25 protein-coding genes are annotated in these 26,366 nt (G+C 65.5%); 5 read left to right on the top strand and 20 right to left on the bottom strand.

Annotation, left to right across the window (positions count from 1 at the left end; translation table 11 throughout):
* Positions 1-97 precede the first annotated feature (97 nt).
* Together EPD66_RS06405 and EPD66_RS06410 are read left to right on the top strand one after the other, a co-directional pair.
* Positions 98-2,731, top strand: coding sequence for an EAL domain-containing protein (locus EPD66_RS06405; RefSeq protein WP_142847656.1), 2,634 nt, complete (start codon positions 98-100; stop codon positions 2,729-2,731).
* 77 nt (positions 2,732-2,808) lie between these two features.
* The gene (locus EPD66_RS06410) at positions 2,809-4,068 is read left to right on the top strand and encodes an MFS transporter (protein ID WP_142847657.1); all 1,260 of its coding nucleotides are present in this window, start codon (positions 2,809-2,811) and stop codon (positions 4,066-4,068) included.
* Here the strand turns inward: EPD66_RS06410 and EPD66_RS06415 are convergent.
* The gene (locus tag EPD66_RS06415; protein ID WP_142847658.1) at positions 4,032-4,709 is read right to left on the bottom strand and encodes a CoxG family protein; all 678 of its coding nucleotides are present in this window, start codon (positions 4,707-4,709) and stop codon (positions 4,032-4,034) included. The genes EPD66_RS06410 and EPD66_RS06415 overlap by 37 nt on opposite strands.
* Before the next feature lie 61 nt (positions 4,710-4,770).
* Positions 4,771-6,471, bottom strand: a complete 1,701-nt coding sequence (locus EPD66_RS06420; protein ID WP_142847783.1) for an exo-beta-1,3-glucanase — start codon at positions 6,469-6,471, stop codon at positions 4,771-4,773.
* A 215-nt stretch (positions 6,472-6,686) separates the two neighbouring features.
* On the opposite strand from EPD66_RS06420, the gene EPD66_RS06425 reads away from it, so the two are divergent.
* On the top strand, positions 6,687-8,483 hold the full coding sequence (locus EPD66_RS06425) for a potassium/proton antiporter (protein ID WP_221930894.1): 1,797 nt from the start codon (positions 6,687-6,689) through the stop codon (positions 8,481-8,483).
* A gap of 63 nt (positions 8,484-8,546) precedes the next feature.
* Here the strand turns inward: EPD66_RS06425 and EPD66_RS06430 are convergent, their stop codons facing one another.
* From EPD66_RS06430 to EPD66_RS06445, 4 genes are read right to left on the bottom strand one after another with little or no spacing between them, the layout of a single operon-like run.
* Entirely contained in the window at positions 8,547-8,828 is a 282-nt protein-coding gene (locus EPD66_RS06430; RefSeq protein WP_142847659.1) for a ferredoxin family protein, read from the bottom strand.
* Positions 8,825-10,123: an FAD-dependent oxidoreductase gene (locus EPD66_RS06435; RefSeq protein ID WP_142847660.1), complete on the bottom strand. Its 1,299-nt coding sequence runs from the start codon at positions 10,121-10,123 to the stop codon at positions 8,825-8,827. The genes EPD66_RS06430 and EPD66_RS06435 overlap by 4 nt, the downstream gene beginning before the upstream one ends.
* Before the next feature lie 17 nt (positions 10,124-10,140).
* Entirely contained in the window at positions 10,141-11,229 is a 1,089-nt protein-coding gene (locus EPD66_RS06440; protein WP_142847661.1) for an electron transfer flavoprotein subunit alpha/FixB family protein, read from the bottom strand.
* Positions 11,230-11,242: 13 nt separating this feature from the next.
* A complete protein-coding gene (locus EPD66_RS06445) occupies positions 11,243-12,091 on the bottom strand; it encodes an electron transfer flavoprotein subunit beta/FixA family protein (RefSeq protein WP_142847662.1) in 849 nt (282 codons plus the stop codon).
* 236 nt (positions 12,092-12,327) lie between these two features.
* Here EPD66_RS06445 and EPD66_RS06450 point away from each other — a divergent pair, with 236 nt between their 5' ends.
* Complete coding sequence (locus EPD66_RS06450) at positions 12,328-14,331, top strand: ATP-binding protein (protein ID WP_142847663.1); 2,004 nt, start codon at positions 12,328-12,330, stop codon at positions 14,329-14,331.
* On the opposite strand, the gene nifW is transcribed toward EPD66_RS06450, so the two are convergent.
* The 14 genes from nifW to nifE form a co-directional block, all read right to left on the bottom strand.
* Positions 14,252-14,584: a nitrogenase stabilizing/protective protein NifW gene (nifW, locus tag EPD66_RS06455; RefSeq protein ID WP_142847664.1), complete on the bottom strand. Its 333-nt coding sequence runs from the start codon at positions 14,582-14,584 to the stop codon at positions 14,252-14,254. The genes EPD66_RS06450 and nifW overlap by 80 nt on opposite strands.
* On the bottom strand, positions 14,581-15,330 hold the full coding sequence (cysE, locus tag EPD66_RS06460) for a serine O-acetyltransferase (RefSeq protein ID WP_142847665.1): 750 nt from the start codon (positions 15,328-15,330) through the stop codon (positions 14,581-14,583). The genes nifW and cysE overlap by 4 nt, the downstream gene beginning before the upstream one ends.
* A 17-nt stretch (positions 15,331-15,347) precedes the next feature.
* Positions 15,348-16,526, bottom strand: coding sequence for a homocitrate synthase (gene nifV / locus EPD66_RS06465; RefSeq protein ID WP_142847666.1), 1,179 nt, complete (start codon positions 16,524-16,526; stop codon positions 15,348-15,350).
* Positions 16,527-16,552: 26 nt separating this feature from the next.
* Positions 16,553-17,752 (bottom strand): cysteine desulfurase NifS, encoded by a 1,200-nt coding sequence (nifS, locus tag EPD66_RS06470; RefSeq protein WP_142847667.1) that lies wholly within the window; start codon positions 17,750-17,752, stop codon positions 16,553-16,555.
* 14 nt (positions 17,753-17,766) lie between these two features.
* Positions 17,767-18,669 carry a Fe-S cluster assembly protein NifU gene (gene nifU / locus EPD66_RS06475; RefSeq protein ID WP_142847668.1) on the bottom strand — a complete coding sequence of 301 codons (903 nt, stop codon included), beginning with the start codon at positions 18,667-18,669 and terminating at the stop codon, positions 17,767-17,769.
* Between the two features lie 17 nt (positions 18,670-18,686).
* Complete coding sequence (locus EPD66_RS06480) at positions 18,687-19,010, bottom strand: iron-sulfur cluster assembly accessory protein (RefSeq protein ID WP_142847669.1); 324 nt, start codon at positions 19,008-19,010, stop codon at positions 18,687-18,689.
* 159 nt (positions 19,011-19,169) lie between these two features.
* Positions 19,170-19,982, bottom strand: a complete 813-nt coding sequence (locus EPD66_RS06485; protein WP_142847670.1) for a cytochrome c oxidase assembly protein — start codon at positions 19,980-19,982, stop codon at positions 19,170-19,172.
* Between the two features lie 73 nt (positions 19,983-20,055).
* Positions 20,056-20,646, bottom strand: a complete 591-nt coding sequence (locus EPD66_RS06490; protein WP_142847671.1) for a nitrogen fixation protein NifQ — start codon at positions 20,644-20,646, stop codon at positions 20,056-20,058.
* Between the two features lie 144 nt (positions 20,647-20,790).
* Positions 20,791-21,075, bottom strand: a complete 285-nt coding sequence (gene fdxB, locus EPD66_RS06495) for a ferredoxin III, nif-specific (RefSeq protein ID WP_142847672.1) — start codon at positions 21,073-21,075, stop codon at positions 20,791-20,793.
* 12 nt (positions 21,076-21,087) lie between these two features.
* Complete coding sequence (locus EPD66_RS06500) at positions 21,088-21,291, bottom strand: CCE_0567 family metalloprotein (protein WP_142847673.1); 204 nt, start codon at positions 21,289-21,291, stop codon at positions 21,088-21,090.
* Positions 21,292-21,306: 15 nt separating this feature from the next.
* Positions 21,307-21,789, bottom strand: coding sequence for a NifX-associated nitrogen fixation protein (locus EPD66_RS06505; protein ID WP_142847674.1), 483 nt, complete (start codon positions 21,787-21,789; stop codon positions 21,307-21,309).
* Positions 21,786-22,208 carry a nitrogen fixation protein NifX gene (gene nifX, locus EPD66_RS06510; RefSeq protein ID WP_142847675.1) on the bottom strand — a complete coding sequence of 141 codons (423 nt, stop codon included), beginning with the start codon at positions 22,206-22,208 and terminating at the stop codon, positions 21,786-21,788. Before nifX ends, EPD66_RS06505 begins: the two co-directional genes overlap by 4 nt.
* Positions 22,209-22,248: 40 nt before the next feature.
* Positions 22,249-23,607, bottom strand: coding sequence for a nitrogenase iron-molybdenum cofactor biosynthesis protein NifN (gene nifN / locus EPD66_RS06515; RefSeq protein WP_142847676.1), 1,359 nt, complete (start codon positions 23,605-23,607; stop codon positions 22,249-22,251).
* Positions 23,607-24,992, bottom strand: coding sequence for a nitrogenase iron-molybdenum cofactor biosynthesis protein NifE (gene nifE, locus EPD66_RS06520; protein WP_142847677.1), 1,386 nt, complete (start codon positions 24,990-24,992; stop codon positions 23,607-23,609). Before nifE ends, nifN begins: the two co-directional genes overlap by 1 nt.
* A gap of 212 nt (positions 24,993-25,204) precedes the next feature.
* Here nifE and EPD66_RS06525 point away from each other — a divergent pair, with 212 nt between their 5' ends.
* On the top strand, positions 25,205-26,332 hold the full coding sequence (locus EPD66_RS06525; RefSeq protein WP_185961286.1) for a patatin-like phospholipase family protein: 1,128 nt from the start codon (positions 25,205-25,207) through the stop codon (positions 26,330-26,332).
* Positions 26,333-26,366 lie beyond the last annotated feature (34 nt).

Below are 26,366 nucleotides of genomic sequence, written 5' to 3' on the forward strand. Positions count from 1 at the left end.
GAGGTATCTTGGAATCATTCTGCACCACCTTGCCGTCCGGCTTCACGGCATCTTCGTCAAGGCAGAAGGCGCATGAGACGCCACGCCGGAACAGGACATGACACAACGGAATACCACGTCCCCGTCTTCTCTGGGCCAGACGGCGCAACGCCGTTCCCCGAGACAGCCGGGGCTCCTGACCGCCTTTTATGGTGCCGTGGGGGCAGTGTGGATCCTGCTCACCGGTTCCCCAGCCCATCCCGGACAAGTCCTGCCGGCCGATTGGCCTGCCTGGAGCCTGCTTGCCGCATCCGCCCTCGCGGCCTATCTGCTGCTGCGCCGCCTGGCATCCGCGCCGTCCCGTCCCGTCGAGGGGGAAAACGGCGCCTATCGCCAGATCGTCGAGCGTGCGCCGAATCTGATCGCCGTCCTTCGCGAGGGTCGGATCGCCTTCCTCAATCCCGCCGGGGCACGGTTGCTGGGCCTGGACGCGCCCGAACGCGCCATCGGCCATGCCTGGGGTGATTACGTCGAAGCGGAGACGGATGAAACGGTGCGCCTGCGTCACGGCAATAGCCCGGCCGTCGAGGTCAGCCTCACCCGGGTCCCCATGGTCTGGGAGGGGGCCGACGCCACCCTGATCGAAGCCAGCGACGTTTCCCCTTTCCTGCGCGCCGCCGAGGCGCATCGCCAGAGCGAGGCCCGGCTGGCGGGCATCATGAATACCGTCGTCGATGCCATCATCACCTCGGACGAACACGGCATCATCCAGGACTTCAACCCCGCCGCCGAGCGCATGTTCGGCTTCACCGCCGAGGAAATCATCGGCAAGAGCCTGAACCTGCTGATGCCGGAGGAATACGGCAAACGCCACGACCGGTATATGCGCGACTATACCGACACCGGACAGGCCACCGTCATCGGGATCGGGCGCGAGGTTATCGGCCAGCGCAAGGATGGCTCGACCTTCCCGATGGACTTGGCGCTGAGCGAACTGAAACTGGGCGACAAGCGCTTCTTCACCGGCGTCATCCGCGACATCACCGAGCGTAAGCGCGCCGAATCCCGCCTGATGGTGGCCGAGAAGGTGCTGGAATCCACCGCCGAAGGCGTGATGGTGACCAACAGCAAGGGCAATATCGTCTGGATCAATTCCGCCTTCAGCACGATTTCCGGCTACAGCAAGGAAGACGTCATCGGACGGAATGCCAGCCTGCTGAAATCCGGCCTGCAAGGCCCCGAATTCTATCGCGAGATGTGGTCCGTCATCCGCCAGACCGGCCGCTGGTCGGGCGAGATCTGGAACCGCCGCAAGAATGGCGAAGCCTATCCGGAATGGCTGAGCATTCACGAATTGCGCGAACCCAATGGCGGCCCCAGCCGTTTCGTCGGCATCTTCAGCGACATCAGCAAGCACAAGCGCGCCGAAGAAACCATCAAGACGCTGACCTATTACGACGCGGTCACCCGCCTGCCCAACCGCTATCTGTTCGAGGACCGCCTCAGCCGCGCTCTCGAGCGCTCGCAGCGCACCGGACGTCAGGTCGCCGTGGTGCTGGTCAGCCTCGACCGCTTCAAGACCGTGAACGAGACGCTGGGGCACCAGACCGGGGACGCCCTGCTGCGCGAGGTGGCCGACCGCCTGACCGCCGCCCTACGGGGCGAGGACACGGTGGCGCGCCTGCGCGGCGACACCTTCTGCTGCCTGCTTCCCGATCTGGGCCAGGGCACCGACATCAATACCATGGTCGCGCGCCTGCTCGAGGTCTTCGGAACGTCCTTCACCCTCAACGGCCACGAATTCTTCGTGACCACCAGCCTTGGCATCAGCCTGTTCCCCCTGGACGGAAGCACGCCCGACGACCTGATCCAGAAGGCCGAAACGGCCATGAACCGCAGCAAGGACAAGGCCGAGAACACCTATCACTTCTACACGCCCGAAATGAACGCCAATTCCATTGAAAGGCTGCGGCTGGAGACGGATCTGCGCAAGGCGATCGGGCGTAACGAACTGGTCCTGCATTACCAACCCAAAGTGGACACCGCCACCGGAAAGGTGGTCGGCTCGGAAGCCCTGGTGCGCTGGAATCATCCGGAACTGGGGCTGCTCCAGCCCGGCCTGTTCATCCCCATCGCCGAGGAAACAGGGCTGATCACGCAGGTCGGGGCATGGGTGATACGCGCCGCCTGCCAGCAGATCCGCCAATGGCAGGAAGATGGCCTGCCCGTCGTGCCGGTGGCGGTCAATCTGTCGGCCCACCAGTTCCACCAGCCCAATCTGGTGGAATCCATCCTGGCGACGCTGGAGGAAACCGGGGTCGAAGCCAGCATGCTGGAGCTGGAGCTGACCGAAAGCGCCATTATGCAGAATGCCGAGATCACCATCCAGACGCTGCTGCATCTGCATGAAAAGGGCCTGCGCCTGGCCATCGACGATTTCGGCACCGGCTATTCCTCGCTCAGCTACCTGAAGCGTTTCCCCATCGACAAATTGAAGATCGACCGCAGCTTCGTCCAGGATCTCGGCGTCAACGCGACGGGCGAGCAGATCGTCAACGCCATCGTCGCCATGGCCCACAGCCTGAACCTCGCGGTGGTCGCCGAAGGCGTGGAGACAGAACGCCAGTTGGAAAGCCTGCGTTCGATGCAATGCCAGGAAATCCAGGGTTATTACTTCTCGCGTCCCGTCTCGGCCGAGGAATTCGTGCCCTTCCTCAAGGCCGGCAAGGTGGTCGGGCGGGGAACCGCCTGACCGGCGCGAACAGGGTTGCCGTCATACGGTTCCTCCCCTAGTGTGGTCTTACCACTCACGGTTACAGCCCTGCCCTCATGTCTCCCTTGCCCGCCTCCGCCACCCTGGCGGTCCTGCTGCCCCGGGTGCTGATCCCCTTCGCCGCCGGATATTTCCTGTCCTACCTGTTCCGCACGGTGAATGCGGTCATCGCGCCCGACCTGACGCATGAGATGGCGCTGAGCGCGGCGGATCTAGGCTTGCTCACCAGCGCCTATTTCTTGGCCTTCGCCTTCACGCAATTGCCGCTGGGCCTGTTGCTCGACCGCTATGGGGCGCGCCGGGTCGAGGCCTGCATGCTGATGATCGCAGCCGCGGGCGGGCTGGTCTTCGCCCTGGCCGAAAGCGTGCTGGGACTGATGGCCGGGCGCACCCTGATCGGGCTGGGGGCATCGGCCTGCCTGATGGGGGCCTTCAAGGCCAATGTGGTGTGGTTCCCCCGGGAGCGCCTGCCCCTGGTCAACGGCCTGACCCTGGCGGCCGGCGGAATCGGCGCCGTTGCGGCGACCGCCCCGGTGGAACTGGCGCTTCAATTCACCGATTGGCGCGGCGTGTTCCTGTGGCTGTCCGCCCTGACCGTCGCCTCCGCCGTCCTGATCCTGCTGGCCGTGCCCGAACGCCCGTCGGAGGGACAGAGCGCGGGGCTGCGCGCACAGATGGATGGCATCCGCCAGATCTTTTCCAGCGCCACCTTCTGGCAGATCGCGCCGGTGACCATGGTGCAGCAGGCCGGTTTCCTGGCGATCCAAAGCCTGTGGGCGGGGCCCTGGCTGCGCGATGTCGCGGGCCTGGACCGGCCCGCCGTGGCGAACTACCTCCTTGCCTTCTCGCTGTCCATGGTGGCGGGCTTCCTGCTGAACGGCATGATCGCCGAGCGCCTGGGGCGCCTGGGCATCAAACCGGCGACGACGGCGGCGGTGGGCATGACCATCTTCCTGGTCTGCCTGCTGTTCGTGACGTTGGGATGGACGGCCTTCCTTCTGCCCCTGTGGCTGCTGTTCGGCTATTTCGGCACCACCGGCACGCTGCCTTACGCTCTGCTGTCGCAAAGCTTCCCGGCCCATCTGGCGGGACGGGTCAACACCGCCCTGAACCTGGTAGTGTTCATCGGCGCCTTCGCCGCCCAATGGGGCATGGGGGCGATCATCAACCTGTTCCCGACGGAAGACGGCTACGCGCCCGCCGGTTACACGACGGCCTTCGGCGTGATGGTCGTGCTGGAAGTCCTGACGCTCGTCTGGCTGGTGATGGCGCTGCGCCGTCAGCCCAGGAACATCATCAGCAACAAGCCGATATAGAACAGCAGCCAGAAGGCGACGATGGTGGTCGTCGCCGAAGGCGTGCGCCATTCCCGTCCCAGCGCCCGGACCGACGCCCTCTCCCGCCCGCGTGGCGGAGAGGAGGCCGCCGCGCGGGCGGGCTGGGGTGCGATGGGCGTCACGCTGGCCGCCTGCGTCGGCATGGCGGGGGCGGCATCCTGGGCCTGCGACGGCGTCACGCCGGTCACCTTCTCGACGAAGCAGGCGAAGAACTGATCGGCCGTCTTGGCCGCCACGCCCTGGACCAGACGGTTACCCACCGTGGCCAGCTTGCCGCCCACTTCCGTGCGGGCGGAATAGGTCAGGCGGGTGGAAGACGGGCCTTCCTCGATCAAGGTCACGCGGGCGTCGCCCTTGGCGAAACCGGCGACGCCGCCCTGCCCTTCGCCCGACAAGGTGTAGCCGTTGGGCGGGTCCAGATCCGAAAGGGTCACCTTACCCGTGAAGGCCGCCGACACCGCCCCGATCTTGGCATTGACCTTGGCCGCATATTCCGTGTCCGACACTTTTTCAAGGTCCTGACAACCGGGAATACAGCTGCGCAGGACCTCGGGGTCGTTCAGCGCCTTCCAGACTTCGGCGCGCGGGGCGGGGATACGATATTCTCCGTTGATGTCCATGTCGGCCTATCGTCTTGGGATGCTTAGCTTTCTCGCTAGATAGGGCCGTTTGGCGGCAGGGTCAATGAAGCTTGGCCTCGTCCATCCGGACTCTCCCCCCGCGCCGCAAGGCCGCGCCATTCGCCCAGAACGGTATCGCCGTCAGAATGAGCATGAACGCGAAAATGTTCATCTGCGTATTGGCGACGGTTGCCTTCAGGATCAGCGGCACGCGCTCCGACAATTCGGGATGCAACGTGATGAAGTCCTGTCCCCGCGCCAGGGCGATGCCTTCCGAGGCGCAGGCGGCGATGGCACCCAGCAGCAACAGCCCGGCCACGGCCTTGTCGGCGAAACGCGGCGCCGCAGGCAGGACACCGCCGAACATCGGGCCGAACGCCATTCCCGCCAACCCGCTCCGCAGGAAGCCGCTGATGGAGAGAAGCGCGATCCCCACGCCCAGCACGGTGACATCGGCATAGGGAATATCGCGATAGCGCCCATCCCAGGCCAGCAGCGCCGCCCAGGTCACATAGATCCCGGCCAAGGCCAGCAACAGCGCCTGCCCCAGGCGCGTCGGCGCCTGTTCCGGCACCCTCAGCGCCGCCAGCACCGCATAGACGAAGCCGCCCAGCAGCAGAATCCGCACGGCCACGCCCAGATGGCCCAGCGGCGAGAAGCTGCCTTCCGCCGCCACATGGGCCGCCGCCAGCAACAGGGCCGACAACAGGCTGGCCGCGGCCACGCCGCCGATCAGGCCGGGCAGCTTCTCCTCACGGCGGCGCCAGAACAGGACCAGTGCGGCCACGGCCCCCAGGGCGGCGCTGCCCGCCGCCAGGAAGGGCCAGTCGGGATTTTCCACGACCGGGCCGCTCATGGTGAACTTGACCCGCCGATCCACGTCGAGCACGCCCCAGGCCCCGCCGACCGTGCCTTCCAGCTTGCTTTTCCAATACTGGTCGAACGCCTCGACCACGTTGTATTGGATGCCCCGCTCCTCGGCCACCTTGGCGAGGCTGCGCACGTAATGGGCGGCATTGGCGACGCCGGGCTGGGCCGGGCCGCGGTCGCGGCCCATGGTGGGCCAGCCGGATTCCCCGATCATCAGGGGCTTGTCGGGGAAAGACAGAGCCATCTTGTCGTAGATCTCGATCAGATGGCGTTCGGCATCGCGGACCGAAACCGGTTCGTCCTCCCAGTAGGGCAGAATGTGGATGGTCAGGAAGTCCACTTCCTCGGCCACTTCCGGATACTTCAGGAAGAAGGCCCAGACATCGGCATAGGAAACAGGCTGTTGCACCTCGGCCTTCACCCGCCGGATGAAGGCGATCAGTTCCTCGGGCGTCAGGTCGCCGCGCAACAGCACCTCATTGCCGACGATGACGCGCTTGATGACGTCGGGATGGGCATTGGCCGCCTCGATCAGGGCCGTCACCTCGGCCTCGTTGACCTCGGGCGTCACCCCCAGCCATGCGCTGAAGGTCAGGTCGAAACCATGCTTGCGGGCCAGGTCGGGCAGCACCTCCATCCCCTCCTGGGAGGTATAGACGCGCACCCCCTCGGCCTGGCCCTTCAGGGCCAGCAGGTCCTCTTCCACCTGTTCGGGGCTGGGATAGATCATCTCCAGCGGGCTCTGGCCCTTGCGGAACGGCGCGAAGGACATGCTCTGCACCGGCTTGGCCCAGTCGATCCCGACATCGACGGGCCGGTTGAGCCAGCCCCAGAGGGCGAAATTGACGACGGCGACGATGGCAACCAGGAAAAGGAACAGGAACTTGCGCATAAGGACGGCCAGAAGGAAAAGGGCGAACCATGGCCGGACGACACTGCGTCGCATGAGCCGGCGAAACGGTCATGATGAAGCATCGCCGCTAAGGATGGAAGAGGAAGAAAACCGGCTAAGCTGTTGCAATTTCATGAACACTGCCTGGAAGACGGGTTGCTGCAAGGCATGCCGCAGGTCATAATCAAGCTTTCCCATCCAGACGGCGAGGCGTGATGATTGAACTGCTGACGATGAACCTCACGATCCTTGTGGGCGCCAGTCTCGTCGTCGTCAGCATCCTCACCAGCGTCATTTCCTTCCGCATCGGCGCGCCGCTGCTGCTGCTGTTCCTCGGCATCGGCCTGCTGGCGGGAGAAGACGGATTGGGCGGCATCGATTTCGACAACGCCCCCGCCGCTTGGTTCATCGGCAGCATCGCCTTGGCGATCATCCTGTTCGACAGCGGCTTCGCCACCCCCCTCGCCCGTTTCCGGACGGCCGGGGGACCGGCGATAACGCTGGCGACCATCGGCGTGGTGCTGACCTCGGCCATCCTGGGCGCCATGGCCTCCGTGGCTTTCGGGCTGAGCTGGATGGAAGGAATGCTGATGGGGGCCATCGTCGGATCGACCGACGCCGCCGCCGTCTTCTTCCTGCTGCGCGTCGGCGGCATCACCCTGCGCGACCGCGTCCGCTCGACGCTGGAAATTGAATCGGGCAGCAACGACCCGGTCGCCATCTTCCTGACCATCGGCTTGGTCGAGTTCATCACCGCCTCCAGCGTCGAGCAGGGGATCTGGCACATGCTGCAGATCCTGATCAAGCAGGTGGGCGTGGGCGCCGTCTTCGGCATCCTGGGCGGGCTGCTGATCGCCCAGACGGTCAACCGGCTGCAACTGGAGACCGCCCTCTACCCGCTGCTGGTGGTCGCCCTGGCGCTGATGGTCTTCGCCTCCACCTCGACCCTGGGCGGCAGCGGCTTCCTAGCCGTCTATGTCGCGGGCGTCGTCGCCGGCAATGCCCGCCTTCAGCACAGCGCCGTGCTGCGCCGCTTCCAGGACGGGCTGACCTGGCTGGCCCAGATCGCCATGTTCCTGACCCTGGGCCTGCTGGCAACGCCGTCCAGCTTTCCCGACGTGCTGCTGCCCGCCGTCCTGCTGGCCCTGGCGCTGATCTTCCTGGCCCGCCCCCTGGCGGTCTGGCTGTGCCTGCTGCCTTTTGGATTCACCCGCAACGAGACCACCTTCGTCGCCTGGGTCGGCCTGCGCGGCGCGGTGTCGATCCTGCTGGCCATCGTGCCGTTGATGGCGGGGCTGGAAAATGCGCAGCTCTTCTTCAACGTCGCCTTCCTGATGGTGCTGGTCTCGCTGCTGATCCAGGGCTGGACGGTCCGGCCGATCGCCCGCTGGCTGGGGCTGATCGTGCCGGCGCGGCAAGGGCCGGTGGACCGCGTCGAGCTGGAACTGCCGGGCCAGGCCAAGCAGGAACTGGTCGCCTATCGCATCGCCGCCGACAGCCCGGTGGGACGGGGCGAGCGCATTCCGCGCTGGGCGCGCCCGGCGCTGATCGTGCGCAACGGCCGCTCGATGAACGTCCATACCGCCGGACGGCTGCAGCCGGACGATTACATCTACATCTTCATCCCGCCCGAACAGGTGCATCTGCTCGACCGCCTGTTCGCCCGCCGCGCCAAGCTCGATCCCGACGACCGGGAATTCTGGGGCGACTTCCTGCTGACGCCGGATGTTCGCCTGTCGATCCTGGCCGACAGCTACGGCCTGCCCGTTCCCGAAGGGGATCGCGGACTGACGGTGGCGGAATACCTGAAGCGCAGCTTCGGCGGCAGGCTCGAACTGGGCGACCGCCTGCGGTTGGGCGAGGTCGAATTGATCGTCCGCGAACTGGACGACGAGGACAACCTGGCCGCCGTCGGCCTGGCCGTCGAACCGACGCGCCCGTCCCGCCCCAGGCTGCCGCTGTTCCAGTCCTGGCCGGAACTGGCGGCGCTGCTGAAGCGCCGGTGGCGGTGATCCACAAGAAAAGGGCGCCGGGATTGCTCCTGGCGCCTTTCTTGATGGCCGGAAGGCCGGGGATCAACCGAACTTGAACAGGATGCCGTAGCCGCCGCGCGGATAGTCCCAGTTCAGGTTGCCCCTGTCCTGGCAGATGACACGGCAGGTGCCACATTCCAGGCAGCCGTCGGTGGTCAGCGTCACCGAGCCGTCCTCTTCCCGGGCATAGCAGCCGGCGGGACAACAGAAGGTGCAGGGCTGGGCGCAGTCCCGGCAAACCTCGACATCCTTGATGCTGATATGGGGACGGCCTTCGTCCACCAGATAGCGGTTTTGATAGAGCTTGTCTTCGACCTTGATCATCGGAAGGCCCTCACCAGCTTGACCGCGTCGCCGACCAGGCCGAACAGCGAGCGGCTCTGGCGGAAGGAGCGGGAGATTTGCTTTTCCTTGCTCAGCTTGTCGATGCCGTCCACGCGCAGCATGGTGGAGGCGGCCTTGGCGAGCAGATCGGGATATTTGGTGAAGAAGTGCTTGTTGCCGTGCAGGAAGTCCGGCATGTCCTTGTACTTCTTCAGGTCCTTCATGACGAAGCTGTCGTCCAGCGCCTTACGGTAGGCCGACAGGTTGGCGGCATTCATGTCCAGCCCCCGCTCCTTCAGCGCGATCACCGTCTCCGCCGCGATGCGGCCGGTCGTCATGGCAAGGTTCGAGCCCTCGCGGTGAACGGCGTTGACGAACATGCCGGAGTCGCCGACGATCATCCAGCCCTCGCCGCTGATCCGGGGAACCGCCTTGTAGCCGCCTTCGGGGATCAGATGGGCGGCATATTCCTTCACTTCCGCCCCCTTGATCAGCGGCGCGACGGACGGATGGGCCTTCAGCTCTTCGAGCAGGCCATAGGGCGTGACGCCGCCATGCTTGAAGTCGTCGACCATGCAGCCGATGCCGATAGCGATGGATTCACGGTTGGTATAGAGGAAGCCGGTGCCCACCATGCCGCGCGTCACCTTGCCCATCATCTCGATGACGACGCCTTCGTTCTCGCCGATATTGAAGCGGCTTTCGATGACCTCCTGGGGCAGGAAATGCATTTCCTTCACCGCCAGGGCCACGTTCTTGCCGCTGATCTCGGGGTGGAACCCGGCCTTGCGGGCCAGCAGCGAGTTCACGCCATCGGCCAGGACGACCACGTCGGCAAAGATGTCGCCCTGCTCGCGGTCGGTGCGCACGCCCACCACGCGCTCGCCGTCCTTGATCAGTTCGGTCACCGTGGTCTCGCAGATCACCAGCGCCCCGGCCCCGCGCACCTTCTCCGAGAACCACTTGTCGAACTGGGCGCGGATGATGGTGTAGCGGTTGGGCTTTTCCTCGTTGAACTCGTCCGAGCGGTAATGGGCGCCCATATAGGACTTCTCGTCCATGCACCACATGCGCTGCTCGATGATATGGCGCTCCAGCGGCGCATCCTCGCGGAAATCGGGAATGATCCGTTCCAGGGCGTCGGCATAAAGGATGGCGCCTTGCACATTCTTGGAACCGGCATATTCGCCGCGTTCCAGCTGCAAAACATTCAGGCCCGCCTTGGCCAGGGTATAGGCCGCGGCGTTGCCCGAGGGGCCGGCGCCGACGACGATGGCATCGAACTTCTCGGTCATGGTCAGTCCCCCTAAAGTCAGCTCGCCAGCCGGTTGACGGCAAGGCGCTTGCGGAAGGCCGCGGTCAGGGCGGGAAGGATCTTCAGCGCGTCGCCGACGATGCCGTAATGGGCGAAGTCGAAGATCGGCGCATTGGGATCGGTGTTGATGGCGAGGATGGTGTCCGCCCCCTCGACGCCCACGCGATGCTGGATGGCACCCGAGATGCCGGCGGCGATATAGAGCTTGGGCCGGATGGTCTTGCCGGTCTGGCCGATCTGCCTGTCGGCGGTCAGCCAGCCCTTCTGCACCAGCGGGCGCGACCCGCCGGTCTCGGCCCCCAGCACGGCGGCCAGTTCCTGCACCAGGGCATAATTCTCGGCCTTGCCCAGCCCCATGCCACCCGCCACGACGATATCCGCATAGGCGAGCTGCGACTTGTTGGTGTCGCGGTCGGGGATGAAGTCCAGCACCTTGGTGATGATCGAGGATTCGGCCATGTCGATGCCGTCTTCGATAATCCTGCCGCCGCGCCCCTCCTGGCGTTCGGGCATGGCCATGACGCGCGGGCGCACGGTCGCCATCTGCGGGCGGAAGTTCAAAGTGTGGATGGTGCACAGCAGCGAGCCACCGAAGGTCGGACGGGTAGCGGCCAGCGAGCGGCCTTCCATGTCGATGGCCAGTTCGGTGCAGTCGGCGGTCAGGCCCGTCGCCAGGGTGGTCGCCACGCTGCCCGCCAGGTCGCGGCCCAGATTGGTCGCCCCCAGCAGCAGGATTTCCGGCTTGTACTTGTTCACCAGCTTGGTCAGCACCTGGGTATAGGGCTCGTTGCGGTAATCCGCGAGAAGCGGGTCCTCGACCAGATAGACATTGTCGGCGCCATAGGCGAAGGCGTCCTGCGCGGCGGCGCGGGTCGTCTCCCCAGACGGACCAACCAGCACGCCGGACAATTCCACGCCCTGCGCATCGGCCAGCTTGCGGCCTTCGCCGATCAGTTCCCACGACACGCTGTGGACCTGGCCGCGTTCGAGTTCGATGAAGACCCAGACGCCCTGATAGGCCAGCAGCTTCTCGTCCAGCTTCGCCTTCAGGCTGGCGCGGGATGCGGGTTGCTTCTGCTCGCTCATTCCCCTCTCTCCTTTATTCGGCGGCTTGGCGCAGCATGTCGTCGGCGAGCGACGGCCTGGCGGCGAACAGGGTGTCGATGGCGGCCAGGGCGATGTCCTCGGCGCTTTTGCCTTCGACCTCGATCTGTTCGGCCTTCTTGGCGTTGGGCTTGGGCGCGAAGACCCTCTTCACCACGGTGGGCGAGCCGCGCAGGCCGCATTTCATCACATCCTCGATACCGGCCGCGGCGGCATCCCATTCCTCGATGACGGCGCGGGCGGCACGGAACATGTCGGGCATGGTGCCGAAACGGATGGTGTTGCTGCCTTCCAGCATGGTGACCATGCAGGGCAGCGCGGTGCGCAGGACCTGCACGCCGCCCTCGGCCCGGCGCTGGACCACGATCTCGCGCCCCGCCGGATCGACCGAATCGATCCTGGCGATATAGGTCAGCTGCTGCAGCCCCAGCCGCCGCGCGATGCCCGGCCCGACCTGAGCGGTGTCGCCGTCGATGGTCTGCTTGCCGCAGAAGACCATGTCCACCGGCTCGGTCTCGGCGATCTTGCCGATGGCGCTGGCCAGGGCGAAGGAGGTCGCCAGCGTGTCCGAGCCGGCGAAACGGCGGTCCGTCAGCAGGATCGCCCGGTCGGCCCCCAGGGACAGTGCCTTCCGCAGCGCGGTCTCGGCCATCTTCGGCCCCATGGTCAGGACGGTGACCTTGGCCCCGATCCGGTCCCTGAGACGCAGCGCTTCCTCCAGGGAAAAGAGGTCATAGGGGTTGATGATCGTCGGCACCCCTTGGCGCATGATGGTATTCGTCACCGGATGGACGCGGATCTGCGCGCTGTCCGGCACCTGCTTGATACAGACCACAATATGCATCGCGATTCTCCGTCTCACCTTCCCGGCGCGAGACCCGGGTCTTCCCTCCCCAAGCAATCGCCGTTCCAATTCTGGAGAATCCCGGATTCCCAGGCGATTTGCCGCCGCCGGACTGGGGCAGACCGGACAAACCGGTCGCGTTTGTCTCGAATGCGACAGAGCGTTCCGACACGCTGCGTCATTGTCGGCTTCCCCCGCTTCCGCCATACTACGGAAGTATAAGTACGGGAGCCTTCATGAGCCGCCTTTCCCCCTTGACCGCCTCCCTGCTGTCGGCTTTGGTCGTCTTGCTGGGGCTGGGCGCGCTGGAATACCAGCAGCGGGAAGCCCTGCGCGATCAGACGCAGATGGCCGTCCTGCACGAGATGGGCTCGATCCGCGCCCATCTCGAAATGCAGCTCAACGGCTCCCTGCTGCTCAGCCGGGGCATCGTCGCCCATATCCTGACCGATCCCGACGACCCGTTCCGGCACATGGACACGACCCTGCGCGAACTTGCCGTCGAGGAAGCGCCCATCCGCAATCTGGCCATCGCGCTGGGCAGCCACGTCGTCTATGTCCACCCCCTGCAAGACAACGAAGCCGTGCTGGGGACCGATTACCGCGACCTTCCGGAGCAATGGCCGTCGATCGAGCGGGCGTTCGAGACCCGCCAGCCGGTGGTGAACGGGCCGGTGAACCTGGTCCAGGGCGGCACCGGCATCATCCACCGCGCGCCGGTCTTCCGCGACGGCACGGCGGGGGAGGATCCGCCCTTGGGCGTCGTCAGCATCGTCATCGATATCGAAACCCTGATCGCGCGCAGCGGCGTCCTGGCGGCACAGGAACGCCTGGATATCGCCCTGCGCGGCAGCGAAGGGCAGATGATCTGGGGCAATCCCGCCCTGTTCCTGAACGATGACGCCGTCTTCCTGGAGATCGCCTTCCCCTCCGGTTCCTGGAGCCTGGCCGCGCGGAGCAAGGAGCCTCTCGCCCTGGCCCGCTCCCTTTGGCCGCTGCGCCTGGTGGGGCTGCTCCTGGCCGTCCTGCTGCTCGCCCTGCCCTGGCTTGTCGCGCGCTGGGGCCGGCAGCAGCGCCAGGCGCGGCAGGCGGTGGAGGAAAGCGAGATGCGCTATCGCGCGGTGCTCGACAATCTGCGCGATGGCGTCTTCGTTCACGACATGGAGGGACGCATCCTCGACGTCAACCGCGAGGCCTGCTCCGTCCTGGGCTACAGCCGCGCCGAATTGCTGTCGATGTCCATCACCGACCTGGACGTCTTCGTCGACCAGGAGGCGCTGCGCCATTCGCTGAAGCGGCTGCACCACATGTCCTCGCTCAGCATCGAGACCATCAATCGCAGCAAGGACGGCACCGCCATACCGATCCAGGTGCGCGCGGGGCTGATGCGCGTGGGCGGTGAGCCTTTGGTGGTGGCCTGCGTCCGCGACATCACCGAGGCCAAGCGGCACGAAGAGGAACGGGCCACCCTGCTGGCCGACCTGCGCCGCTCCAACGACGAATTGCAGCAATTCGCCTTCATCGCCTCGCACGACCTGCAAGAGCCGCTGCGCATGGTCGCCAGCTATGTGCAGCTGCTTGAACGCCGCTATGGCCCGCAGTTGGATGCCGATGGCCGCCAGTTCATCTCCTTCGCCGCCCAGGGCGCGAAACGCATGCGCCAGCTGATCATCGACCTGCTGGACTATTCCCGCCTGGATTCCGAATCCACCCCCCTGCTGCCGGTGGATTCGCAGACGGCGGTCACCATGGCGCTGGCCAATCTCGGCACCGCCATCGGCGATACCGGCGCCTCGGTCGAAGTGGGGCCGCTGCCTTATGTCACGGCGGACCAGATACAGCTGACGCGCCTGTTCCAGAACCTGCTCGGCAATGCGATGAAATACCGCCGCGACGACCTGCCCCCCAGGATCCAAGTCACCGCCAGGCCGGTCGAGGATATCTGGGAATTCTCGGTGACCGACAACGGCATCGGCATCGATCCCGAATACCGCGAGAGGATCTTCAAGATCTTCCAGCGCCTGCACCCCATCGGACGCTACGAGGGCACCGGGATCGGCCTTGCCATCTGCAAGCGCATCGTCGACCGCCATGGCGGCCGCATCTGGGTGGAATCGGCCCCCGAGGGGGGAAGCGTGTTCCGCTTCACACTGCCCGACGTCAGGATCGGCTCAGGTCCGAAAGAGGCACGAAACCTTGCCCGCCCAGCTGCGTCGCTTGAGCCTGCCGGAAGACCTTGAACACTTTCTCGGTCACGGCATCGGAGCGGACGAAATCCTGATAGGCCGATTCCAGCAAGCTGCGATAGACCTTGCGCAGGGTCTCCTCCCCGGCCTCCTCCAGGTTGGCGTCCAGCGCCAGGTAATCATGGAACCGCTTGAGGATATGCAGGCGGTTGACGGAGACCACGCGGGGGTCATAGGGCACGCCGAGGAAATCGAAGAATTCCTCGGCTGACGAAAGCTTGGCGATCTGCTGCTTGAATCCGCTCATTCCTTGACCTCCGTTCCGGTGCCGCAGGGATCGGCACAGATGGCGCATTGCGTGGCCGGACCCTGATGGCCCGGCTCCATTTCGGCGAGGCGCCTTTCGAGATGGTTGATGCGCTCGACCAGGCAGCCGATGGCCCGCCCCACCGGATCGGGCATCAGGTGATGGTCGAGATCGATGCCGCCGCTGATGCGGCGCATGGCCGCGGGCACCACCACCCGCCCGGGGATGCCGACCACGGTCATCCCCGGCGGCACGTCGCCGATGACCACGGAATTGGCGCCGACACTGGAGCCACGCCCGATCACCACCGCGCCCAGCACCTTGGCCCCCGCCCCCACCAGCACCCCATCCTCCAGCGTCGGATGGCGCTTGCCCCGGCTGAGCGTGGTGCCGCCCAGGGTGACGCCGTGATAGAGGGTGCAGTCGTCACCGATCTCGGCGGTCTCGCCGATGACGACGCAGGCGCCGTGGTCGATGAACAGGCGCCGCCCGATGACGGCGCCGGGATGGATGTCCACATTGGTGACCATGCGTGCCAGGAAGCTGAGGAAGCGGGCCGGAAAGCGCCATCCCTTGCGCCACAGCCAATGGGACAGGCGGTGGATCATCACCGCATGCAGGCCGGGATAGGTGCACAGCACCTCGAACCGTCCCCGCGCCGCCGGATCGCGGGCCAGCACGGCATCCACATCCTCGCGGATCAATGACGACAGGCCGGGCTTTGGAATCTCAGGGGCGGCGCTCATCTCTCCTTCCGCCGCCTTCATGACGGCACCAACGGAGAATTGCCCGGGGCCAGCAGACCGGCATCACGCAGGGCGGTTTCCTCGTAGAAGCGCAGAAGCTCCGGCTGCCCGGGAATCTGCTTGGTGGCATCCACATGGCGGCGCACGCGGGCCAGCACCGCGCGGGCCTGGGGCTCCTCGATGGATAGCCCCAGTTCGGCATAGGCGTGCAACACCGCCGAAACGCCGGAATGCTTGCCTAGGACCAGACGGTGCTGGCGGCCCAGTTCCTGGGGGTCGAAACTCTGGTAATTACGCGGATCGCGCAGCAGGCCGTGGATATGGATGCCGCTTTCATGGGTGAAGATGGCATCGCCGACGATGCTCTTGTTCACCGGCACCGGCCGCCCCGAGGCCCGGGCCACCAATTCCGAACAGGCCAGCAGCCGGTCCGTCATGACGCCGGTGGGACGGCCATGAAGATGATGCAGTCCCATCACCACCTCTTCCAGCGGTGCATTGCCCGCCCGTTCGCCCAGGCCGTTGACGGTGGTGTTGACATGGTTCGCTCCGCCCAGGACGGCGGCCAGGGAATTGGCCGTCGCCATGCCCAGATCGTCATGGGCGTGGATTTCCAGTTCCAGTTTCAGCGACGCGCGCAGCCTGCGGAAGGCGTCCAGCGTGCGGAAGGGATCGAGAATGCCCAACGTATCGGCGAAGCGAAAACGCCGCGCACCAGCCGCTTCCGCCACCGCTGCGACTTCGAGCAGAAAGCCCAGGTCGGCGCGCGAGGAATCCTCGCCCCCCACCGCCACATCCAGCCCCCGCGCACGGGCATGGGCCACCACCTCGCCGATGCGGTTCAGCACCCAATCGCGGTCGCGGCCGATCTTGTGGCTGATCTGCTGGTCGGAGACGGGGATCGAGACATTGACCATCGAGACGCCACAGGCCAGGGCGTCCTCGACGTCATTCTCGTGCATGCGGCACCAGGCGATGGCACGGGCCGACAGCCCCGCCTCCACCACGGCGCGGATCGCATCCTGTTCCTCGGGCCCCATGGCCGGGATGCCGACTTCCAGTTCGACGACGCCCGCCGCATCCAGGGCGCGGGCGATCGCCAGTTTCTCCTCGGCGGTGAAAGCGACACCGGCGGTCTGCTCGCCGTCGCGCAGGGTGGTGTCGTTGATGACCACGCGGGATTGATGCAGGGTCATGTCAGCCTCCCTTCGCCTGGATGCGATCAGCTATAGGCCGGGGTGAACTCGCCGGTGGTGCCGTCCTTGCGCCAATAGGGCGACATGGTCCGCAGTCTGGCGATGATCGCCGGGACCTCGGCCACCACGCGGTCGATTTCTTCCAGGGTGTTCTCGCGCGACAGCGAGAAGCGGATGGTGCCGTGGGCCGCCGTGAAGGGAATGTCCATGGCCATCATCACATGCGACGGCTCCAGCGAGCCCGAGGTGCAGGCCGACCCGGCCGAGGCCGCGATGGCGGCGCGGTTGAGCATCAGCAGGATGGCCTCGCCCTCGACATATTCGAAGGCGATGTTGCTGGTATTGGGCAGGCGGTGCTCCACGTCGCCGGTGACGAAGGCATGGCTGACCTGGGACAGGATGCCCTGTTCAAGCCGGTCGCGCAGCGCCTTGACCTGGGTGTTCTCGGTCTCCATGGCGGCGAGGGCCAGTTCGGCGGCCTTGCCCAGGCCGATGATGCCGGTGGTGTTCTCGGTGCCCGCCCGCCGCCCGCGTTCCTGGTGACCGCCACGGAAGAGCGGACGGAACTTGGCGCCGCGCTTCAGGTACAGCGCGCCGATGCCCTTGGGGCCGTGCAGCTTGTGCGAGGACAGCGACAGCATGTCGATATCGGAATGGGCCAGGTCCAACGGGATCTTGCCCACTGCCTGGACCGCGTCGGTATGGAACAGGATACCGTATTTCTTCGCGCGCTCGGCCAGGGCCTCGACCGGAAAGATGGTGCCGGTCTCGTTATTGGCATACATGATCGAGACCACGGCCACATTCTCGGACAGCGCCCGGTCATAGGCGGCCACGTCCAGGCGGCCCTTGGCATCGACGCCGATGTAATGGACCCTGTAGCCTTCGTGCTTTTCCAGGTACTGGCACAGGGTCAGCACGGCGGGATGCTCGACGCGCGAGGTGATGATCTCGCGCCGCTCAGGGTAAGCCTTCAGCGCCGACAGGATGGCGGTGCTGTCGGATTCCGTGCCGCCCGAGGTAAAAACGATTTCCGTATCATGGGCGGCGCCCAGCAGGGCCTGCACCTGGGCGCGGGCCCAGCGGATCTTCTCGCCCACCTTCGAGCCGAAGCTGTGGATCGAGGAGGGATTGCCGAATTGTTCGGTGAAATAGGGGAGCATTTCGGCCAGCACGGCCGGATCGACCCGGGTGGTGGCGTTGTTGTCGAGATAGATCGCGTCCATATCCACCCCCTTCCTCAGCTCATGGCGCTGACGGGAACCACGCGCAGCGGACGGCCCAGGACGTCCATCAGGCGTTCCTGCACCCCCGACAGCGTGATCGACGACATCTGGCAGCCCACGCAGCTGCCTTTCAGGTTGACCACGACGGTATCACCGTCCACGTCCACCAGTTCGATATCGCCGCCATCGCGCTGCAAATGCGGCCGCAACTCCTCGATGGCGCCCTGGATGGCCTGGATCTTCTGGAGATTGGTCATCGGGCGGCCGACGGGCGTGGCCGGCGCGGCGGGACAGGCCGCCGGGGCGCCGGAAATCTCGGCCGGGGTGATGGCGCCTTCCGCGATCATGGCGGCATGGATGTCGCCCATCACCTCCTCGATCTTCTCGTGGCAGGTCTTGCAGCTGCCGCCGGCCTTGGTGTAGTGGACCACCTGTTCCAGCGTCGTCAGCTTGTTGGCCCGCACGGCACGCTCGATCATGCCCGCATCGACGCCGAAGCATTTGCAGATCAGCACGCCTTCCTCGTGGTCGTCCTCTTCCCAGGCCTCGCCGCGGTAATCGGCGATGGCGGCGCGCAGGGCCTCGGCCCCCATGACCGAGCAATGCATCTTCTCGGGCGGCAGGCCGTCGAGGAAATCGGCGATATCCTGGTTGGTCAGGCTCAGCGCCTGCTCGATGGTCTTGCCGATGATCAGCTCGGTCAGCGCCGAGGACGAGGCGATAGCCGAGCCGCAGCCGAAGGTCTGGAACCGGGCATCGGTGATGACGTCGCTGGCCGGATCGACCTTGATCATCAGCTTCAAGGCATCGCCGCAGGAGATCGAGCCGACTTCGCCGATGCCGTTGGCGTCGTCCAGGGACCCGGCATTGCGCGGGTTGAAGAAGTATTCCTGGACCTTTTCAGAATAGTTCCACATTGACCGGGCCTCCGCCTTCAGCAAGAGAAGGACTTGCCGCAGCCGCATTTGGCCGTGGCGTTGGGATTGTTGAAGACGAAACCGGAGCCTTCCAGCTGCTCGACGAAATCGACTTCGATACCTTCGATCAGGGCTTGGCTTTCGCTGTCGACGAAGACGGTGATCCCACCGCATTCGATGACCGCGTCACCGTCCTGGGGGGCGCTTTCCAGGCCCATCTGATAGGTCAGGCCGGAGCAACCGCCCGACTGGACCATGATCCTCAGCCCGGCCACCGCATCTTCCGCGTTGGAGATGACACGCCGTATGGCTTCCACCGCGCTATCCGTCAGGGCAATCATGCTCGTCCTCCAATACAGGCACTCCACCTGCATTCAGACAAAGCAATCGCCATGCCATTCATGGAAGGTTGAAAAGAAAGGAAATTTCACGCCGCCCCCGCCGGAGGCCGCGACATTCCTGTCGGTTTTGTCATATTCGGAACAAAACCGACCGTGGCGTCAGGGTCGCGACGAAACCTCGCCGCCCAGTTGCCGCCCCAGGATCATGACACCGGCCACGGCATAGATCGCCCCCAGGGGAATCCACATGATCAGCCCCGCCAATTGCTGGTCGGTGGCGGCGGATACGGCCCAATCGGGAACGAGGGCGGCCTGGGCGGGATACCACAGGCGCGGCGAGAAGGTCAGCAAGGCCCCCAGCAGGCCGGTATGCACCACCGTGCCCAGCAGGGTTACCACCGCCCGCATTCCGGCCACCCCGCCGGAGCGGCCATCGGCGATGATCGTGCGCCAGAACAGCAGAGAGGCCCCCAGCAGGGTGACGTAGTAAAGAAGATGGATGGACTCGCTGAACAAGGTGGCTTGGTAGGGACCCGGCAGGTGCCACAGCCAGATCGCCGCACCATAGAGCAGCGCCACCCCCCAGATGCCGCGCGCCGCCTCCCCCGTCTCCCGCCGCCGTCCCAGGCCGCGCCAGAGAACCGGCCCCGGCCGCGCCAGGACCAGCAGCAGGGGGGCAACCGCCGCCAGCAGACCGTGCTGGACCATATGCGCCCAGGCCAGATGCGGCGACAGACGGCAGAGCGGCGACAGCAAGGCGAGGGCCAGGGCCGCCCAGCCCAAGGCGAAGAACCAGCGCTCCCCCCTGCCCGGCCGCGCGCCGCGCAGCACCCCCAGGCCATAGAGCCCCGCCAGAGCGGCCAGAGGCAGCACGACCCAGGGCGAGAAGCTCCACGCCGTCCACAGCCTTCCCGGCTCCACCGCCGGCAGGCTGGCAAGACAGAGGGACAGCAGCAGGTCGAGTTCGGACATGGCGCGCTCCGGGAAAGGGCTCCTTCCCTAGAACGTGTGATCGGTGCGGCTGTTCCTCAAATGCGGCTTTTGGCTAAGCCCCTTCGGCGGGGAATTTTGCGAGGGGTTCCCCCTCCTCGGGTCCGAAGCAGACGGAGAAATCGTCGCAGATCTCGCAATTGGGCGATTTGCAGATGGTCATGCCTTCGGCGGCGCACATCTGCCGGTAGAAGAATTTCTTCCATTTCATGTTCACGGAATTGGCCTCGGCCATGGGGCGGAAATGTCGGGCCATCAGCGCCGTCAGTTCGGCGCGTTCCCGCAAGCCCAGGTCCTGCCACAGATGGTTGGGCCACAGCGAACGCCGGGCGATGATCACCGCCAGCCACGCTTCCTCGCGCCTGCCGCAAGTGCCGTTTGCGGTCAGCAGCCTGCGCAAATCCTCTTCCTCGGGCGCCAGTTCGCCTGCTTCGCCGACGCCGATGGCGGCGATGGACGGCCAGGCGGCCGGAAAGAAATGATGGATCATCGTGCAAAGGGTTTCCGGCGGCAGTCCACAGGCCTCACATGGACTGCGCGCCGGATCCCCCAAGGCGGCGGCAAGAACGCAGGCGAAGACATGACGGTCGCAACCTTCCCCCATTCCGTCACATCCCATGAGCCAGTCGTAGATTTCCGCCGCCATCCCGTATCATCCTTTTTCCCACCGGTCCTTCGAGACGGCCCCTTCCGGGGCCTCCTCGCGGGGGAGTGACCACCATTTCCCCTCTCCGCGAAGAGCGATGCACGCGCCTCGAAGGTCCGTTACGCGGCGGCCTTCAGAAGACCCTCACGCCGCGACATGGGTCTGGCAGTTCTTGCCGCAGACCCGGGAACAGGCATCGCAGCCGATGCAGTTCTCGGGATGGACCACCATCATGACCTTCCTCTCGACTTCTTCGTCCTCGTCTTCCAGCGAAACGACCTCGTCGTCGTCATTGATGCCGACCAGGGTCATGACATCACGCCCGCAGACCTTGAAACAGCGGCCGCAGCCGATGCAGCTTTCGGGATCGATCGAGTCCAGATATCTCGGTTCCCAAGGCGTGCCGCCCCGGGTCAACGGCTGTGTCATGTCGGTCTTCCCTCAGATGTTCTCTTCCGCCGCCTTCAGGCGCGCACGCGCTTCGGACAATTGGGCATAGGTGTCGTAGGTGGCCTGGGCCACCACCATGATCTTTTCCCAGCCTGCGGGCAGGTCCTCGGACAGATCGTGCAGGTCCATCTTCATGCTGACCGCACGGCCGTTGAGGCGCTTGACCTCGGCCTTCAGTTCTTCGAGCTCGCTCATTCTTCCCTCCTGTTCTCAAGCCCTGGCGACGTCGGGATGGCGCTCGATCCACGCCACGGCATCGGCAACCAGCTGCTCGCCGTCCTCGGCCAGCTTGGCGAGGCTGGGGAAGCCGAAACGGTGGACATCGCGCAGGGTCTTGTTGACGACCAGCAGGCGTCCGGCGGTCAGCACCATGCGGCCGAAGCCTTCATGGGACATCTTCATGATCGGCGAGGCCATCAGGCCGGTCTTCTTCTCAATCAGCAGGCCCACGGCGTTATAGAACAGCCCCAGGCGCCACAAGGTATCGGGGTCCGGGTCGGCCATCATGGGCAGGGCCTTACGCCGTTCCTTGGTCAGGATGAAGGGGTCCAGCAAATCGAGGTCGGATTTCTTCTCCCAGGCGCCGAAACCGTCCTGGGCACGGATCTGGCTGACCAATTCGCGCACGAAGGGATGGTCCAGGGCCGGATCGGCAGGATCGATGACGGCTTCGGTGACGGTGGCGGCGCTCATAGGGCCTCCTCTTCTTCTAGGAAATCCATGTCCTTGCGGTCGGCCATCAGGATCTTGCGCATCCAGGGCGGCGGCGTTCCGGCCATCTGCCCTTGCAGGCGGGCGATCACCGCCTCGATGCTTTCCGGGCGGGGCAGCTTCACCGGATGGATGCGGCTGTTGACCACCCGCGCCGCCGCCGGTCCGCCGATCGCCAGCACGAACAGCATGGCGCAGCCCTGCAGGGCCTCGATCTTGGCCCCCAGGCGGTCGTCGCCGTCTTCGGCATGGACGCCGTCCTGGCTGCTGACCTCGTCAAAGGCGATGGCTTCGATGAACGTGGCCTCATCGACCGAAACATCGTAGATCGCCATCTTGCGGGCGCTACCGAAATGGGCGTCCACGGTCTTCATGTCGCCTGTGGCGAACGCGATCCTCATGTGCCCTCCTTTCACCGCCGGCCGGGTCTCGGCCTGGGCGTCAATGAGCCGTAACCGCAGCATGCGCCTCTCCTTCCTGGGGCAATGGCCAGTCATCGGGGCCGTGCTCGTGGGTATGGGCGATGAAGAGGTTGGCGGCCTCGAAAATCAGGTCGCGCGTGCCGCGATAGCCGACCGACAGACGATGCGCCGCGCCCAGGCGGTCGAACATCGGGAAGCCCACCCGCATCAGCGGAATCCCCAGCCGGTCCGAGGCTTGGCGGCCATGGGAATGGGTGACCAGCAGGTCGCAGCCCGCCGCCCTGTCCTCGAGATCCCCCAGATCGCCGATCACTACCTCTCCGACCGGCAGCTTGGGCAGGATCGGCGAGGTCTGGGGGGCGATGGCGGTTACAATCTCGGCGCCCATCTCGCCCAGCCAGGAGGACAGGGCGAACAGCAGGTCGGGCTCGGCGGCCAGCGCCACCTTTCTGCCGCCGAAATGGAAATGACCGTCCAGCATGGCGTCGACCAGCTGGCTGCGCTGGCGCCTGATCCGGGCCGGAACCTCGGTACCCGACACCTCCATCAGGCAGGAGACGAAATCATCCACCGCGCCCAGCCCGGTCAGGCGCTCGAACAGGTGGAAGGGAACGCCGGTACGCGCCTCCAGGGCCAGGGCGGCAGGACGCATATGCTCGCCGATCGCCAAAGTAACGGCGGCGCGGCCCATCACGGCGATATCCTCCAGCGTCGTGCCGCCGAAGGTGGTGCCGACATAGGTCTCGGGCACATGGCCGTCGAGCGATCCCGACAGGTCCGGCAGGATGACGGGATGCAGGCCGAACGCCTCCACCAATTCGCGGATCTCCTCCAGGTCGGCGGGCGTGAGATGGCTGCCTGCCAGGATGTTGACCAGGCGGCGGTCGCGCACATTGCTAGGTTCGGCCAGGGTCTCGACCATGGCCGTCACCGCCTTGCCCCAGCCGTCCTGGAAGCCCCCGGCGAAATCGGGCGTCGAGGCATAGACCAGCGCCACATTGTCCAGTTCGGGATGACGCTGGCGCACCAGCTTCAGGTCCCCCGTCACATCCTCGCCCCGCGTCTCGACGAGGCCGGTCGAGCAGATGCCGATGACCTTGGGCCTGGCGCGGCTGGCGACGTTCAGGATCGCCTGCTCGATATTGTCGAGCCCGCCCAGGATGGTGGTAACCTCGTTCATGGCCGTGGTCTGGAAGGGAATGGCCTCGCGGAAATGCCGAACCAGCAGCACCAGGGCAAAGGCCGTGCAGCCCTGGCTGCCATGCAGCATGGGCATGCAACCGTCCAGCCCCATGAAGGCCATGGCCCCGCCCAGCGGCGCGCTCATCTTCAGCGGATTGACCGAACAGGCCTTGTGGGAGGTAACGATCTCGGCCATCACCGCGCCTCCCCGTCCCAGGGCGCCGGGGCGCGGACCTGTTCCCAGATCGGGTTGTTCAGCGCTTTGTCCAGTTCGTGGACCATGGCGACGATGCCTTCATAACCGGCATAGGCGTAGTGGCGTTCCTGGTTGATGTCGAGCCAGGGCATCTTGGCCTTCAGCGCCACGAATTGGGTGCGGCCGCCCGAGAGCATGATGTCGGCCTCGCTCTCCTTGAGCATGCGATACATCTCGCGCGGCGGGATGGCCTCGAACTGGTGGACATCCTCGCCGCCGATCTCCTTGACCCTTTGCTTGTCGTTCTCGGTCGCCTTGCGCACCGAGGTGCCGATGACCTTCATGCCCACTTCCTGCAGGGCCGAGACGACCGACCAGGATTTGTGGCCGCCGGTATAGAGCAGCACCTTCTTGTCCTTGAGACGCGGCTTGTAGACCTCAAGACGCCGCCAGACGCGGGCCTCTTCCGCAGCGATCAGGCTTTCCGTGCGGTCGAGGATGTCTTCCGGCGCGCCCTGCTCCACCAGCAGGCGGGCGATCTTGCGCAAGGCGTCGGAGGTGTCGGACACGCCGTAGAAGGAGCCTTCGAAGAAGGGAATGCCCCAGCGTTCCTCCATCTTGCGGGCGACATTGATCATGGCCTGGCTGCAGACCATCATGTTGACCTTGGCCCGGTGCGCCACGGTCACTTCATGATAGCGGGCATCGCCGGTGATGCGGCCGAGGACCCGGATTCCCAGCTTCTCGAACAGCGGCATGACCTGCCACAGCTCGCCCGCCAGATTGTATTCGCCGATGATGTTGATGTCGTAGGGCGTCGTGACCTTGGGTTCCTCGGTGCCGATGACGTAATCGAGCAGCGTCTCGCCGCCCAGCTTGTTGCCCAGGTTCTTCGACCCGGCGAAGCCCGGCGCGTTGACGGGAATGACCGGCTTGCCCAGGCGTTTCGTGGCGATGTCGCAGACCTTGATGACGTCGTCGCCGATCATCGCCGGAACGCAGGTCTGATAGACGAAGACCGCAGGCGGATCGAAGCGGTCGATGGCTTCCTTGATCGCCTTGTAGAGCTTCTTCTCGCCGCCATAGATCACGTCCATCTCGGACATGTCGGTGGTCAGGCCCATGCGATAGAGCCTGGGCCCCGACGAGGCGGCATGGCGGTTGTCCCAGCCATTGCCCTCGCAGGCGATGGGACCGTGAACGAGATGGGCCGCGTCGGTGATCGGCTGCAAGGCGATCTTGGCGCCGTCGAAGGCGCATCCGCCCGCCGCCGCCCCGGGCGTCAAGGGCTTGGCGCAGCCCTTCTTGCGCTGCTTCTCGCCCTTGGCCTGATTCTTCCCGCAGGCGGGTTCGTTGAAGACGTCCTGGATTTTCTGCTTCAGCATCGCAAGCCCTCCAATCCCTGGCGGCCTCGGCGATGCAAGGGGCTTGCCAATTCCCTAACCCACTGAAACGAAACTCTTTCCCGTCATGCCGCGATGTCGTCCCACCGACATTGTCGGGCCTTTGTCGGGAGTCCGACATGACTTGTGGCTATCTGTGCCGGAGATGGCGCATCATCTACCTTAGCGCGAGAACCGGAGAGAGGGAGGATCGGATGAAGAGAAAACGTATCGCCCTGGCCGTGCAGGGGGGCGGATCCCACGGCGCCTTCACCTGGGGGGTTCTGGACCGCCTTCTGGACGAGGTCGCGGCGGACCGGCTGGAAATCGCCGCCGTCAGCGGCGCCTCGGCCGGCGCTTTCAATGCCACGCTCACCGCCTATGGCCTGGGCAGCGAAAAAGGCCGCGCGCAGAAGGACCTGGCGAAGAACACGCAGCAGCTTCTCGAATCCTTCTGGCTGAGCGACGCCGCCCTGGCGCCCGTCAGCCCCTACAGCCTGACGGCCCTGGCCTGGCGCTTCGCCACGGGAAGCTGGAACATCGATTCCTCTCCCATCGCCCTGGCCATCGATACGGCCGGGCAATGGGCCTCGCCCTCCGACCTGCCCGCCGGGCCCGACTGGCTGGCCCTGGTTCTGGGCGACAAGGTGGATTTCGAGCGGCTGCAAAGGCAGAAGGGACCGGCGCTGTTCATCTCGGCCACCAACATCACCCAGGGCCGGCGCGACGTCTTCGCCCGCGACAAGGTGACGCTGGACGTCCTGCGCGCCTCGGCCTGCATCCCCACGGTCTTCCGCCCCATCCAGATCGGCGACAGCCATTACTGGGACGGCGGCTTCATGGGCAATCCCGCCCTGTCGCCCCTGATCGGCCATGCCGACGACATGCTGGTGATCCAGCTCAACCCCTTCCACGACCCGCAGACGCCCACCGGCGCACGGGCCATCGCCGACCGCCTGAACGAAATCACCTTCAACACCTCGCTGGTGCTGGAGCTGAACGCCATCCAGGCCATGAACAAGGCCATCGAGGCGGCGAAGCAGGAAAGCCTGGGCCGATACCGTCCCGTCCGCCTGCACCGCATCACCGACGAACCCTTCCTGGCCCAGCTGGGGGTGGTCTCGAAGCTGGTCATCGTCGAACCCTTCCTGCGCGACCTGCACGACCAAGGCTGGCAGGTGGCCGACCAGTGGCTGCAGAACGAGGGAGCGGAGATCGGCCGCAGCTCGACCCTTGGCGACGAGGTGCTGGACCGCATCATCGGCCGCGACAACGTCCTGGGCGATTCCTCTCCCGCGCGCCCTGCCCCCGCCCCGGCGGCGCTGGAAGCCGAAGCCGTCTAGAGACGGGAAAAAGCCGGCGAGGTCACCCCCGCCG

It is taken from the genome of Telmatospirillum sp. J64-1 (assembly GCF_006980715.1).
GTDB lineage: Bacteria > Pseudomonadota > Alphaproteobacteria > Rhodospirillales > Magnetospirillaceae > Oleiliquidispirillum > Oleiliquidispirillum nitrogeniifigens.

Coding starts and splice junctions, on each gene's coding strand:
- EPD66_RS06405 (WP_142847656.1), top strand. CDS start 98: ATGACACAACGGAATACCACGTCCCCGTCTTCTCTGGGCCAGACGGCG.
- EPD66_RS06410 (WP_142847657.1), top strand. CDS start 2,809: ATGTCTCCCTTGCCCGCCTCCGCCACCCTGGCGGTCCTGCTGCCCCGG.
- EPD66_RS06415 (WP_142847658.1), bottom strand. CDS start 4,709: ATGGACATCAACGGAGAATATCGTATCCCCGCCCCGCGCGCCGAAGTC.
- EPD66_RS06420 (WP_142847783.1), bottom strand. CDS start 6,471: ATGCGCAAGTTCCTGTTCCTTTTCCTGGTTGCCATCGTCGCCGTCGTC.
- EPD66_RS06425 (WP_221930894.1), top strand. CDS start 6,687: ATGATTGAACTGCTGACGATGAACCTCACGATCCTTGTGGGCGCCAGT.
- EPD66_RS06430 (WP_142847659.1), bottom strand. CDS start 8,828: ATGATCAAGGTCGAAGACAAGCTCTATCAAAACCGCTATCTGGTGGAC.
- EPD66_RS06435 (WP_142847660.1), bottom strand. CDS start 10,123: ATGACCGAGAAGTTCGATGCCATCGTCGTCGGCGCCGGCCCCTCGGGC.
- EPD66_RS06440 (WP_142847661.1), bottom strand. CDS start 11,229: ATGAGCGAGCAGAAGCAACCCGCATCCCGCGCCAGCCTGAAGGCGAAG.
- EPD66_RS06445 (WP_142847662.1), bottom strand. CDS start 12,091: ATGCATATTGTGGTCTGTATCAAGCAGGTGCCGGACAGCGCGCAGATC.
- EPD66_RS06450 (WP_142847663.1), top strand. CDS start 12,328: ATGAGCCGCCTTTCCCCCTTGACCGCCTCCCTGCTGTCGGCTTTGGTC.
- nifW (WP_142847664.1), bottom strand. CDS start 14,584: ATGAGCGGATTCAAGCAGCAGATCGCCAAGCTTTCGTCAGCCGAGGAA.
- cysE (WP_142847665.1), bottom strand. CDS start 15,330: ATGAGCGCCGCCCCTGAGATTCCAAAGCCCGGCCTGTCGTCATTGATC.
- nifV (WP_142847666.1), bottom strand. CDS start 16,526: ATGACCCTGCATCAATCCCGCGTGGTCATCAACGACACCACCCTGCGC.
- nifS (WP_142847667.1), bottom strand. CDS start 17,752: ATGGACGCGATCTATCTCGACAACAACGCCACCACCCGGGTCGATCCG.
- nifU (WP_142847668.1), bottom strand. CDS start 18,669: ATGTGGAACTATTCTGAAAAGGTCCAGGAATACTTCTTCAACCCGCGC.
- EPD66_RS06480 (WP_142847669.1), bottom strand. CDS start 19,010: ATGATTGCCCTGACGGATAGCGCGGTGGAAGCCATACGGCGTGTCATC.
- EPD66_RS06485 (WP_142847670.1), bottom strand. CDS start 19,982: ATGTCCGAACTCGACCTGCTGCTGTCCCTCTGTCTTGCCAGCCTGCCG.
- EPD66_RS06490 (WP_142847671.1), bottom strand. CDS start 20,646: ATGGCGGCGGAAATCTACGACTGGCTCATGGGATGTGACGGAATGGGG.
- fdxB (WP_142847672.1), bottom strand. CDS start 21,075: ATGACACAGCCGTTGACCCGGGGCGGCACGCCTTGGGAACCGAGATAT.
- EPD66_RS06500 (WP_142847673.1), bottom strand. CDS start 21,291: ATGAGCGAGCTCGAAGAACTGAAGGCCGAGGTCAAGCGCCTCAACGGC.
- EPD66_RS06505 (WP_142847674.1), bottom strand. CDS start 21,789: ATGAGCGCCGCCACCGTCACCGAAGCCGTCATCGATCCTGCCGATCCG.
- nifX (WP_142847675.1), bottom strand. CDS start 22,208: ATGAGGATCGCGTTCGCCACAGGCGACATGAAGACCGTGGACGCCCAT.
- nifN (WP_142847676.1), bottom strand. CDS start 23,607: ATGGCCGAGATCGTTACCTCCCACAAGGCCTGTTCGGTCAATCCGCTG.
- nifE (WP_142847677.1), bottom strand. CDS start 24,992: ATGCTGAAGCAGAAAATCCAGGACGTCTTCAACGAACCCGCCTGCGGG.
- EPD66_RS06525 (WP_185961286.1), top strand. CDS start 25,205: ATGAAGAGAAAACGTATCGCCCTGGCCGTGCAGGGGGGCGGATCCCAC.